The 12,233-nt window shown below is 43.2% G+C and carries 10 protein-coding genes and 1 riboswitch; of the genes, 6 read left to right on the top strand and 4 right to left on the bottom strand.

Going from position 1 to position 12,233, the window contains the following annotated elements; genetic code table 11:
* Positions 1–69 precede the first annotated feature (69 nt).
* Complete coding sequence (locus NL647_RS17480; protein ID WP_005446084.1) at positions 70–1,446, bottom strand: sodium:alanine symporter family protein; 1,377 nt, start codon at positions 1,444–1,446, stop codon at positions 70–72.
* A gap of 121 nt (positions 1,447–1,567) precedes the next feature.
* Positions 1,568–1,669: riboswitch (glycine riboswitch) on the bottom strand.
* A 529-nt stretch (positions 1,670–2,198) separates the two neighbouring features.
* On the opposite strand from NL647_RS17480, the gene NL647_RS17475 reads away from it, so the two are divergent.
* A complete protein-coding gene (locus NL647_RS17475) occupies positions 2,199–2,357 on the top strand; it encodes a hypothetical protein (RefSeq protein WP_005446082.1) in 159 nt (52 codons plus the stop codon).
* 31 nt (positions 2,358–2,388) lie between these two features.
* Positions 2,389–3,123 (top strand): hypothetical protein, encoded by a 735-nt coding sequence (locus NL647_RS17470; RefSeq protein ID WP_009702107.1) that lies wholly within the window; start codon positions 2,389–2,391, stop codon positions 3,121–3,123.
* A 114-nt stretch (positions 3,124–3,237) separates the two neighbouring features.
* Here the strand turns inward: NL647_RS17470 and NL647_RS17465 are convergent, their stop codons facing one another.
* Positions 3,238–3,621, bottom strand: a complete 384-nt coding sequence (locus NL647_RS17465; protein WP_005446079.1) for a hypothetical protein — start codon at positions 3,619–3,621, stop codon at positions 3,238–3,240.
* A 246-nt stretch (positions 3,622–3,867) separates the two neighbouring features.
* Positions 3,868–4,497 (bottom strand): helix-turn-helix domain-containing protein, encoded by a 630-nt coding sequence (locus NL647_RS17460; protein WP_253650451.1) that lies wholly within the window; start codon positions 4,495–4,497, stop codon positions 3,868–3,870.
* 24 nt (positions 4,498–4,521) lie between these two features.
* On the opposite strand from NL647_RS17460, the gene NL647_RS17455 reads away from it, so the two are divergent.
* Entirely contained in the window at positions 4,522–4,827 is a 306-nt protein-coding gene (locus NL647_RS17455) for a hypothetical protein (protein ID WP_253650450.1), read from the top strand.
* Positions 4,828–5,090: 263 nt separating this feature from the next.
* Positions 5,091–6,758 carry an SgrR family transcriptional regulator gene (locus NL647_RS17450; protein WP_172580659.1) on the top strand — a complete coding sequence of 556 codons (1,668 nt, stop codon included), beginning with the start codon at positions 5,091–5,093 and terminating at the stop codon, positions 6,756–6,758.
* Between the two features lie 99 nt (positions 6,759–6,857).
* Here NL647_RS17450 and NL647_RS17445 read toward each other — a convergent pair whose 3' ends face one another.
* Positions 6,858–8,795, bottom strand: a complete 1,938-nt coding sequence (locus tag NL647_RS17445) for an LTA synthase family protein (RefSeq protein WP_005446071.1) — start codon at positions 8,793–8,795, stop codon at positions 6,858–6,860.
* A 417-nt stretch (positions 8,796–9,212) separates the two neighbouring features.
* Between NL647_RS17445 and NL647_RS17440 the strand changes: the two genes are divergently transcribed.
* On the top strand, positions 9,213–10,307 hold the full coding sequence (locus NL647_RS17440) for a hypothetical protein (protein WP_253650449.1): 1,095 nt from the start codon (positions 9,213–9,215) through the stop codon (positions 10,305–10,307).
* The gene (locus tag NL647_RS17435; RefSeq protein WP_253650448.1) at positions 10,304–12,208 is read left to right on the top strand and encodes a DUF3857 domain-containing protein; all 1,905 of its coding nucleotides are present in this window, start codon (positions 10,304–10,306) and stop codon (positions 12,206–12,208) included. Before NL647_RS17440 ends, NL647_RS17435 begins: the two co-directional genes overlap by 4 nt.
* Positions 12,209–12,233: the final 25 nt, after the last annotated feature.

Genomic DNA, 12,233 nt, shown 5'->3' with positions numbered 1-12,233 from the left:
GAAGAGCCCCCTAAGTCATTCAACTTAGGGGGCTCTTAATTAAAGTGAACTTCACGTTTCTAACTTGGATTAGGCTTTTACTGCATCAAAATCATCTGATTGAGAAGACGGTTTGAAGAACAGTTTTGTCTCTTCCAACACCACGTGGCGCAGAGCAATTAAACCAATTAGGTTAGGGATTGCCATTAAACCGTTTACGATATCAGCCAGTAGCCAAATCATATCTAGGTGAAGGAAAGCACCTGAAGCCACCAAACCAACAAAAATCAGTTTGTACGGAAGTACTGCTTTTGTACCGAATAGGAATACAACACAGCGCTCACCGTAGTAGTTCCAGCCAAGAATGGTGGTAAATGCGAAGAACATAAGACCGATAGATACCAGCATTGGACCTAATGTCTCTGCGTTAAGACCAACCGCAAATGCGTGTGTTGTCATCGCTGCACCTGCAAGGTCACTTTGCCATGCACCCGTAAGGATCAAAGCAAGACCAGTCATCGTACAAATGATGATGGTATCGAAGAAGGTACCCGTCATAGAAATCAGACCTTGTTTAACACAAGAATCCGTTTTCGCAGCAGCCGCAGCCATAGGCGCACTACCCAAACCAGATTCGTTTGAGAATACGCCACGAGCGATACCAGATTGGATTGCCAGCATAATACTTGCACCCAAGAAACCACCAGTTGCCGCTGTCGAAGTAAATGCAGACACCAATACAAGCTCAACTGCATTTAGCAATTGGTCTGCATTCATGATGATCACACTCAAACACGCTAGCACATAAAACAGCGCCATTGCTGGCACGACTTTACCTGCAACGCTAGCGATCGACTTAATACCACCCAAGGTTACGAATGCCACTAATAGCGTCAGGATGAAGGCAGACAGCTCGCGGTTTACACCAAGAGAAATCTCACTTGCATCAAGAATTGCATTCACTTGAGGGAAGGTACCGATACCAAAACAGGCTACGCCCAGTGCAAATACCGCGAACATGATAGCTAGCGCTTTCGAGCCAACACCATATTGCAGGTAGTACATAGGACCACCAATCATTTGGCCTTTGTCGTCAACACGGCGGTATTTCACAGCAAGAAGACACTCAGCGTATTTGGTTGCCATTCCAAATAGGGCAGCTAGCCACATCCAGAATAGGGCACCAGGACCACCAAGTTTGATTGCTGTTGCAACACCAACAATGTTACCTGTACCAATAGTTGCAGACAGCGCAGTACATAGCGCTGCAAAGCTAGAAACGTCACCCTGTTTATCAGATGACTTATCTTTACTGAATACCATCGCTAACGCAGTTGGTAGGTGTTTAAATTGGATCAAGCCTAGGCTAAAAGTGAAGTAAACACCGGTTCCCACAAGCAAAAGCAGCAGTGGTGGACCCCAGACAAAGTTATCAATGGTTTGAAGTAAAGATTGTAGGTCGTTCATGATTTCCCCTTAATAAAACAACTAATAAGGAGAAGAGGGAAAGGACGAGATCAAGGATCTCTAATAGCCATGCTATTCAAAACAAAATAAGGCGGGAACGCCAAATAGTTAGGTTGTTACTTTCCACTCCTCTGTCCTTTTGCCTGAGAGTTTCACCCCGCACACATGTGCGGGACTTGCTCCTTCGGCGACCGATTTAACGGTTCTCTCCAGAGGTTCCTCCAACTACAGTCCCCGCTACCAAGGTAGCACCTGAAATAGTTAATTCTTCGGCGAGTTACCCTAACTAAATGTTAAAATTTAGTTATTAACCACTCTCCTGCAGTCTTCATCGGAACATTTACTCAATTAAATGAGTAAAGGTTAGTTAATGATGCTGGTCACCATTAACGTGTGAACTCTATCATGTTTTGTTACCATTTCAACACCAAATGACGATTTATTTTCAACACATTATGCGGACTTTGTGGTCTTAATTTCATAGGTTTGTCGATTAATTAAACAAATGAGTCAATCTTTTGTTCATTGTTTACTTGTATGGATGGTCGAAATCTAATTCGATTGAACGATGGGCGAGTAGAGCTGTGTCGATAAGTTATTCAGTTTAGAATAGAAAATTGATCAAAACGGGAGCAATCGCTTCAAAATCTACGCTAAGTTGACCGTAAGCGACGTAGAAATAGGTTACAATGTTTCTTTGCGAAACTGTCTATGGAATCAGATAAGTTCACATTATTGGACAAGGAGGCGGTATGACTAGATTGTTAGCCATTGCGGTATTGATTGGATTAGCGTTTGTGCTATTTCGTTATCGTACCAATGAAAAAGTCCAAAAAGCGACGGTCATTACGCTGATCAGCGCATTTTTAATTTATACCGCGTCAATCATGATTGCGGAACTCACTCGCTAGCAAACCGGTAGAGTCCTTGGAGTAAGATACGGTGACTTCTCAGAATAATATTGAAGATCAAGACGAAGTAGTTGTCATTGAGGAGCGCGATAAGCGTACCCACATTTATATTGCCATTGCGGCAGTACTGGGTTTGGCATTTGGTGGTTTGGCTGGGTCGGCAATGACAGCAAGTAAGTGGGAGTCCACTTACCAAGTGTTGGAAGAAAAGTACCAAGCACTAGCACAAGACAAGACGGATTTGGTTTCTCAAGTGAAAACACGCGAAGCGAGCTTGGATAAAGAAATCGATGCAAAAGTCGCGACGTTATTGGCAGAAAAAGAAGAAGCTCATAAAGCGGAACTAAAAGCGCTTCAAGCGCAGTTAACTGAAGTAGAAAAAGTGAATATTTCACTTGAGTCACAAGTGAAAGAACAGAAAGCGACGCTAAGTACCACTAAGAGTGAAAACGATAAGCTTAATCGCCAAGCCGATATGCAAGCGACCATCTTTGAGCGTTCACGTGAAGTGTTCCGTAAGGAGCTGCAAATCTCGCAAGAGTTGGAGTCTCTAGAGAAGGAGCGTGAATCGCTATTGCCTAAGATCGAAACGTTGAAAAAAGAGTGTGACGTTTTCCTAGAGGGCAAGTCTTGGGACGTGAAATCAGACGCGTGTGACCGACACGATGAAGCAAATTCTCGTTTAAGCCAAGTTGACCAACTTATTGAAGTTCACAAGATGGACCTAAAACAGATCAAAGACATTACGGCAGAGATGGGACTGTAGAGCAAGCGCTTTTCACTCCCCAGCTTGGTCGATTCAGAAATACAAAAGGAGCTCTCAATGAGCTCCTTTTTTGTGTCTATCCGTCAGAACGGATTAACTCTAATTCGATGTCGATTAGATGCGAGAAGCGTCATAACCTGAAGCTAATAGCAATTCACGTTCATGTTTAATCAATTGTGCTCGGTCTTCAATCAGTTCATTCAACGCTTGAGACGGTTTACCAGCCAGTGATTTAAAAGCATCGAAAGACTCTGCGCTGTCGATTTGGTCAATCATACCACTGATAACATTACGTGCTTCGCAAGGGTTATCGTCAGTGGTGAAGTATTCAACTTGCTTTGCTGCAGACTTCATTTCGGTGAGCAGTTCTAGTGGACTACTTTCTTTTGCTACTGCCATGTAATTATCAAGTACACGTTTCGCATACAACAATTCTTTTAGTGGGATATCTCGGCCACTTACAATCAGCGATTCATTAAGGATCATACTTGAGCTCATGGGCATTCCTTTTTATCAATAATTCAAACTTCTTGGGCATTGATTTGAGTCTAATTTATTGCTGACTGAATGGGAATGCCTAAAATGCACATTTTTAACCGATCTTTCTGATTATTTACGTCTTTTTAGTGAGTAAATACGCAAACGGCGTATCTGGTAGAATCTTCAGATGATAAGGATGTCAAGTACTCGGAGTATCGACCGTTCGAACTCTGCATCAAATACGGGCTTTATTCGTCCTCAATATCAATTGATGAAGAAGCGGCCCGGTGTCACCCCAAAGCTTTGTTTGAATAGATGATTAAAAGCACTTACGCTCGTAAAGCCGCACTCAAATGCAACGGTAGTGACAGGGTGAGATTGCGCCAACAAAGTCAGAGAGTGGAATAATCTTGCTTGTTTACGATACTCGATGAAAGACATGCCAACTTCATTACGAAACAAGCGGCTCAAAGTACGGCTGCTGACGTTAATTTCTTCTGCCCATTGCTTTAGTGAACGATTGTCCGCAGGGGTCTCCAACAGTGAGTTACAAACTTGTCCGAGTTTGGCGTTGTTGGGAAGAGGGATTTGAATGGACGCTTGTGGCGCGACTTTCAACTGATCCAACAAAACCTGAACAATACGCCAATACGGTTCCGTGGTTGCTTGATCGGCAGGTTGCTCAGAAAGATGAATGATCATCTCACGCAGCATTGGTGACACATTGAGAACATCACTCTGATTTGGCAGCTCAATATCGATGCTTGGCAGCAAGTAAACGTTTTTCATTGCCGCATCACCATACATGTAGACCTTGTGGCTCTCATGCGCTGGGATCCACACCGCTCTTTGAGGCGGAACGACCCATAACTTCGATTCTGTCTCGACCGCCATCACTCCACTGCTGGCGTACACCAATTGGTTCTGGTGTTTGTTGGTTTGATGCTGTGTACGTACGCGCAAATACCGGTGAACGACTGGCTTATTGGTCGCTACTCCGATGCGAAATGGCGCTCTAGGATCTACGCCGTTAAGTACACATTAAGCTTTAGTACCGGACCTATCGCGTATTGGCTTATTGCTTCTACTTATGCTCATACACAAGAGTTTGTGTTGATGTATTTCATCCTTGCCGGTGGGATGGGGATCGCACTGTTGAGTGCTACGTTAATGCCTTCGTCAAGCAAAAGAAAACCGGCTAGCACCACACTAGTGAAACAGTGAAACAGTGAAACAGTGAAACAAAAAGGAGCACGTCGGGCGCTCCTTATCACGCTCCGTGCTTACACAAAGAGTAAGACCGAAAACACAGTTTGAAAGAATGAACTCACTCTAGATTGGTTGGTTCTTACTGGTTCTGGTTTTGGTGTATTTCGATGGCGCTCGGCACTTAATGTATAGTAAGAGTAGTAAATGGTATTCATATTGACCTCCTGTATGACTTTAGAGATAGTATGAAAGTCTAATTGGGAACAAATAACGAACACATGAATATGGATAGTTCATCTTTTAAATCTACCTCGCATTTGAGCCGCTTACGTCAATTGAGTCGGCACTATCAAACTCAGGAGAGAACGCCAGTCACCATCGCATCACTAGCAGAACAACTGCAATGTAGCGATCGAAATGTCAGTAAATTAATGGTGGCAATGGAATCATATGGTTGGGTGACTTGGGCTCCGGGTAAGGGGCGGGGAAACGTGTCCACGCTCACACTACTTGTGACGTTTGAAGAGGCGTTAAAGCAGGCATTAGAAGAGTGGGTGAAAGCGGGAAAAATCAACCAAGCACATCAACTTGCAGAGCAGTTTGATGGCGAATTGGTGTTTCAAGAAAACTTGCCTCTGTGGTTGGGTGATGCGCAAACCGAACTGAACAAGCAAAATACCCTGGTTTATATCGCACCTTATCAATTACCAGAGTGGCGACCACATCAAGCTCACTCTGTGCGTTCGGTGATGCTAATAGATAGCATTTACAATACATTGCTGCGTTTTGACCCTCACTCTCAAAGCATCTTGCCCGAACTTGCGCACGCATTTGAAAATAAGGGTGATCACGTTCGAATTCGCTTGCGCAGTGACGTAACCTTCCACAATGGCAAGCGATTGAGCGGCACTGATATTAAAGCGAACTTTGAGCGAAGATTAAACGAGGCTCATCCGTTTTCGGTCCTGTTTCGCCACCTTGATTCTATCAATGTCGAAGGGCAATGGGTGACGTTTTATCTACGTCAAAATGACCCTGTATTCCTCAATTTATTGTGTGACAAACACACGGCAATTATGGATTGTGAACAGCCACATAAGCCTATTGGAACAGGTCCCTATTATGCGGAACGATTGGAGAGTCACCATTGGACACTCAAAAGAAATCCTCGGTATTTTGGCATTGGAGGGTTGATTGATATGGCTGAATTTTGGTCATTGTCACCCTGTAGCAAAGTGGGTCATGCGCACATTCAGCAAATGCAGCGCGCGATTCATCTTGATAATGTCGGAGATGATCACAGTAAGCAAAATGGTTGTTCTGTCCTTCATTTTTTCTACCACAAAAACCAATTGAGCAAGCAAGAGCGTGCTTGGATTGTTCATCACTTTAGAAAGCATGCTGATCAGCGCGTAGAGTTAGCAAATAGTCTGATGAACGAGCACCAAGACAAAGGTTTTCACCTGTTTGAAAGCCAAATGACAAAGCCAAAGCGTCCAGTGGTGATCGAAATTCGTGAGAACTTAAAAGCAGAGCTTGCTCCACTCATTGAGATACTTTCCGAGCTTGGTGTTGAGTGGACGATTCAAAGTCCAGACGACGAGAAACGTGCGATCGCTGATGTCGGTTATGGTTGTTACGTATTTGGCGATGACCGAGCTTATCAGTATTACGAGTGGATGCTTGCCAGTGACGCGTTTACTCGATGTTTGAGTGAGAAAGAGAAAAACAGTCTAGTGCAGTTCGTTGATGGATTGATGCGTGAAAGTGAAGACAGTCATGGATTGCTAGAGAAGCTATTCCGAGCGGAGGATTGGTTGATACAGAACTACCATTATGCGCCGCTTTGGAGAGAGCACATTGTCTACTCTCAATCTGAAGAACTGCATGGAGCAGAAACTGACCGAATGGGTGTGATGTCTTTGAAAAACATGTGGCTTGAATAGGGACTGCAGACACTAAGAATACAACAATGTGAGAAAACAAAAAGGAGCGCATTGGGCGCTCCTTTTATTCATTTATAGCTCAATGAATGTTTGGTATGACTACTGAACCGCTTTGGATGCATACCAGTTGTTTTGGTACGCCTTAGAGGCAAATAGTGCATTGGCTTTCGCGCGTTCAATAACGGCTGGATCAACGTCCATCGGCTCCATGGTTTGTTTATCAAAATCGTATTGCATTGTTGATACTTTCTCACCCGGAGAGAATACAACGAGGTTATCTCGGGTTAGGTAACCAAAGTTCTTGTCATATTGCATCATTGCACGTTCATCTTCACGAGCCAAAGGCTTAGTCAGGTCACGACCGATCATCGGTGTTTTTGCATCGATACCAATCAAAGACAGCAGTGTTGGTGGCATGTCGATGTTGTTTGCAATGCGGTCATCTTTGCGCGGTTTGATGTCTTTACCAATGATTAAAGCAGGAATGTGGAAGTGCTTCACTGGCACCAAGTTCGCACCGAATACTCGAGCATCATGGTCAGCAATGACGATGAAGATAGTATCGTCCCAGTAAGAAGATTTTTTCGCTTTATCAAAGAACGTACCAATCGCATAGTCTGAGTATTTAACGGCATTGTTGCGCGTCATATGCTCAGCATCGTAAGGTTCAATCTTACCTTCTGGGTATTCGTATGGGCTGTGGTTACTCGAACTGAAGACCAAGCTAAAGAAAGGCTTGTCAGTTTTTGATAAGCGCTCAAACTCTTGGTCCGCTTTAGTGTAAAGATCTTCATCACTTACACCCCAAGAGCCAACAAACTCAGGGTTCTCATAGTCTTTTTCTTCCACAATCTGGTCGAAGCCGTTACCGAAGAAGAAGGTTTTCATGTTATCGAAGTTTGCTTCACCACCATAAATAAACTCAGTGTGGTAACCGCGGTTTTTCAGTAAGTCAGCAATAGTAAAGAAACCTGTTTGGCTTTTGCTTAGTTTTACCACTGCGCGCGATGGTGACGGTGGGAAACCTGTTGTCACCGCTTCGATACCACGAACAGAACGCGTACCCGTTGCGTACATCTGAGTGAACTGCCAACCTTCATTCATCAACTTGTCGAAGTTAGGCGTAAGAGGAAGTCCACCCAAGGAACCAACGAATTGAGCGCCCAAACTTTCTTGAAGCAAGATAACCAAGTTCTTTGGCTTTCCTTGATATGTTGCTTGGTTGCTGTTCATAGTTGGAAGTAAAGATGGATCAAAATCAGACTTAGCAGAAGAAGCGCGAACGATGTCGAGCATCTTCTGATCATCCATTTTTCCGTAAAACTGCTCTGCGCTCTTTTCTGACTTCATGTTGTTGACAGCAAACAACAGTGAATAGGAAGAGTTGAGTGCTAGATCGTTCATTAGAGGATCATTCGAAAATGCCACCATTGCAGGGTTAAGAGGGCGGTGACCCAAAGATGAACGAGCGCCAGCGACACCAATCAGAACCACTAAAATTGCAAGAACAGGACGCCATTTCCAGTTTACTTGCTGAGCGTTATCCGTCAGTTTCTTACTCCATTTCCAACCTAAGAAAAGCGTAATAACCGTACCAAGCGTGCCGATGAACAGTTCTAACTTGTAGCCAGTCCAAAGCATGCTGAATACTTCTTTCGGATAAATGAGGTATTCCACGAACAAACGGTTCGGACGAAGATCGTATTCTTGTATAAATGGAGCGGTAGCAAGCTCCATGTATACCAAGATCCATAGACCAGCGACCATCCAACAACGGAGTAACCATTTCCAGCACTCACCAATCTTACCGGTCACCGGTAACAGCGCAGATAGTAAGCCTGGCAGGATAAACAACCAACAAATCGTTGCAAAATCGACGCGTAAACCCTGACCAAGAATGTAAATAAGGTCGTTAAAAGATTCGATCCGGTCAGAGAGCCAAAAGGCTAATAAAATCCGCGAAGTGGACAAAAAGACAAGCGAAAATAGCGCAAATACAGCAACAGGCTGTAAAGGCCCAAAGGTGGGCTTTTTCATAAATATTCCCTAATTTACTGATGTGTTTGGTTTTTATGATGCGTCTTGTATCAAAGAAAACGTGAAACAAACGTGAAATATAAGGCTTATCTATAAATTTAATTGTAATGATTGGTACGGCTTTGTAAGGAGGCGTAATGCGATACTCAACTATATGAGTAGTGATTTTTTGAAACTCAACATTTGGAAGTAAAAATCAGCAGAAAAGAGAATAATTTGCGTTAGTTATTATTTAACGTTAATCACAAAAGGAGATGCATTAAGCTTCTTTCATTCGTGTTTTAATGCATCTTTGTTAATATCACTGATTTATAAAATATAAATATAACGAGTGAGTTAGAAATATCTTTCGAGCTTATGACTGAAATGCAATGTGACGCAGTCGGATCAACGTACGTTTTGGCTTTGAATTAAAATATGGATTTAAAAATGCAAGAAACCAGCAGTATGCCTTGCGAAGAAGTGTTAGATAAATCGTCTTCTGATGACGCGCCTATTCAAAAAATGAAAGTGGCGTATCCAAGAAAATCAATTTTTGATTGGTTTTTAGCTTTCAGTACTCTCGGCTTTTACACAAACTTTTGGCTCTATCGCCGTATTAAAGAAATAGACCAACTATCCGCTAGAAACTTCAAACCGTTTTTATGGTTTTTTGTTCCTTGGCTGGCGATTTTCCAATACTTCGCATTTCGCAGCTTGGATCGCACGCTTTGTGAACTCGAAGAGGATAATAAGAACCTCAATGTTCGTACCGTTTATTATTTAGGTGCATTAGGGTTCTTGTTATCAACGATTTACTTCTCCCTAACTTCGCAGTGGGCAACACCCTTATGGCTAGATTTCGTTGCATATTTACTTACTGCTACTTCATTTACTGCTTTTTCTTATCGAGTAAACAATTTCAAACGTCAGCGAAGCGATATTGAGTTTACAGGCAAAAAAGGTGGTTACCATCCTTTGGAATGGTTGGTCGTAATCATTATGACACCGGGTGTGCTGTTAATGTATGGCGTGATGTACAACAATTCCGTAATGAAAGACAGTTTAGAAGCGTACCCAGATCAATCTACTTACATTGAACAGGGACAGGATTTTCAGCTCACTTTCCATGGTGCTAATTGGCATCGTTTAGAGATTGGTACGTACAGTGATGGCTCAGCGTTAGCAGAGTTTGCGAGTGAAGAGTTTGGTTCTTACCTAATCGTGTTTAATAACCGAGAGCTCCAGGATATTAACGAGCACATGCATGAGCGTCGTCAATGGATTGATGAGGAGATTGGTGCGTCTCGTTGTGTAGAATCACGCAGCTTTGTCGGTAACGATTTTGCGCTCAAGGTAGAGTTAGTCTGCACCAAGGAAAGTGGCTCAATGTTAGCTTCGGGTTACGTGACTTTGCTTCACTCTGGTGATAATAGCTATGAGCTAATGGGAATCCTAGATCAACCCGCTAAAACTTACTCTCAGAGAAAACCAGAGTTTGCAGCGATGGCAAAGGAGTTCACATTACAATGAATTTAACTCAGTTATTTAGCCTAGTCGCTATTGCTGGATCGTTAGGTGTGCATGCTAACGAGTATCCCCAAATCGACTGGAAGTTATCACAAGACGGTCTACGGGACGCGTTAGCTCTCATCCCCAAAGATAAATCACATTCTGCAATGGCTCAGCTTTTACGTGAAACTAAGTTTAATGTTCGAGCCGACGTTGTTAGAAAAGAGCAAACATTAGTCAACTACTTTCCAAGGTTTGTCGACGTTGAATCGCATGGGACGATGGGGCTGTACTTTGACCCTAATTATGAAAAAGTGATAATCAAAGCGGCTGCATCAGTTTCACCAAACGGAGTGATAAAGCAGATTGACCCATCTCAAATTCAGGTGCTAGGTACAGGCGTTTATAACACCTTTTCCAGTCAAAAAGAGATCGCTTTAGCAATCCCAGGCTTGGAAGAAGGTGGTATTGCTGTCTTGAAGTATGAAATCATTACTCAACGTTCAATGATGGAACATGATTGGGCTGAAGAGCTACATACACAACGTAGCTACCCAATGGATAGTTTCCGACTCGACGTCGTGTGGGATGAGGCTTCGCCAGTTTATTGGGCAAATGACAGCGAAGATGTGAATTGTAAACAGACCAATTCAACTCTCTCATGTTTGGGGCACAATATCGCTGCTTTTGATGGTGATTATCAGGTTAAGTGGCGTGATGCTATTAGTCGCATTGCTTTGGGGTCTATGAGAACATGGCAAGATGTCGCGGATCGCGCGTCGACCACCATGAACACAGCGTTTAGAGATCAATCGGGCTTAGAGCCGCTGTTTCAAACATTGACTCATGGCGCAATCGACACTGATGAGAAAATCAAACGCATTTTGAGCTTTGTGTCTCGTGATATTCGTTACGTTTCGCGTTCAAAGTTCGGTCATGCGATGACACCGCATGACCTTGCCGAGACGATTGAAAACCGCTTGGGTGACTGTAAAGATAAATCTGTTTTGCTACTCGGATTATTGAATAAACTGGGCTTGGACGCTGAGTTAGTTTTGGTCGCAACAAAGCAAATCAAAACAGAAGGGGTATTGCTGCCAACAATGACGGCATTTAACCATGTAGTTGTTTGTTTTGAGTATGGTGAACAACGTTATTGTGTAGACCCAACTGATACACAAACCAATTGGCAGTACACACCTGAGTGGATTCAAAGCAAAGTGTCTCTTCCATTGACGCAAGACGCTCAACTTGGACAAATGCAACAAAGCCGTTACCGATGGCAAATGAATACTGACACCGTGATTTTATTTGATGATTTGGGTGGACAAAAAGAAGTTCAAGAAAGGGTTTACGTCGGTGAATATGCTGGGTTAGTGCGCGCCAATTTGTATGAACTGGGTGAAGCTGAACGTATCGAAAAATTAACGGATGAATATTCCGAAGTGGTAACAAGCATCGGTAACCCCGAATTTCAGGTCAAAAATCTCGACACTATGTCGACTCGAACCGTTGTCCGGTCTGAGTCGGTCATCGAGCCGTTTCTAGGCGTGGAAGAAGAGCTTCAATATGAAGAGCATGATGCATGGATCAAGAAGGAATTGGTTGACCTGAAAATGTACAATGAGAAGTATCCTGCACTTTTCCATGGAGTGAGAGTTGTGTCTGATGTGTATTACGATACCAACAATTTATGGGAAATTACGGATATTCCTCCGACTCTTGAATTGACTCATTCTTTGGGCTCGCTAACACGCAGCGCAGAACTGATTTCGCCGACTGAATTGTCCGTAAGAACAATACTTGAAGTGAGGTCTACAATGGTCGAAGTGTCTGAGAGAGAGCGCTTCAATAAGATGCTTAATACATTTGCAGAGCAGTCTCTAATTAAGTTCTATGGCAAAGTGTTAAAGCAGCCCTAACTAAAAATGAACAAAGGAGCTCAAG

Source organism: Vibrio sp. Y29_XK_CS5, from assembly GCF_024181835.1.
GTDB lineage: Bacteria > Pseudomonadota > Gammaproteobacteria > Enterobacterales > Vibrionaceae > Vibrio > Vibrio harveyi.
This window is presented reverse-complemented; position numbering and strand designations above follow the sequence as displayed.

Coding starts and splice junctions, on each gene's coding strand:
- NL647_RS17435 (WP_253650448.1), top strand. CDS start 10,304: ATGAATTTAACTCAGTTATTTAGCCTAGTCGCTATTGCTGGATCGTTA.
- NL647_RS17460 (WP_253650451.1), bottom strand. CDS start 4,497: ATGGCGGTCGAGACAGAATCGAAGTTATGGGTCGTTCCGCCTCAAAGA.
- NL647_RS17480 (WP_005446084.1), bottom strand. CDS start 1,446: ATGAACGACCTACAATCTTTACTTCAAACCATTGATAACTTTGTCTGG.
- NL647_RS17450 (WP_172580659.1), top strand. CDS start 5,091: ATGAATATGGATAGTTCATCTTTTAAATCTACCTCGCATTTGAGCCGC.
- NL647_RS17440 (WP_253650449.1), top strand. CDS start 9,213: ATGGATTTAAAAATGCAAGAAACCAGCAGTATGCCTTGCGAAGAAGTG.
- NL647_RS17475 (WP_005446082.1), top strand. CDS start 2,199: ATGACTAGATTGTTAGCCATTGCGGTATTGATTGGATTAGCGTTTGTG.
- NL647_RS17465 (WP_005446079.1), bottom strand. CDS start 3,621: ATGAGCTCAAGTATGATCCTTAATGAATCGCTGATTGTAAGTGGCCGA.
- NL647_RS17445 (WP_005446071.1), bottom strand. CDS start 8,795: ATGAAAAAGCCCACCTTTGGGCCTTTACAGCCTGTTGCTGTATTTGCG.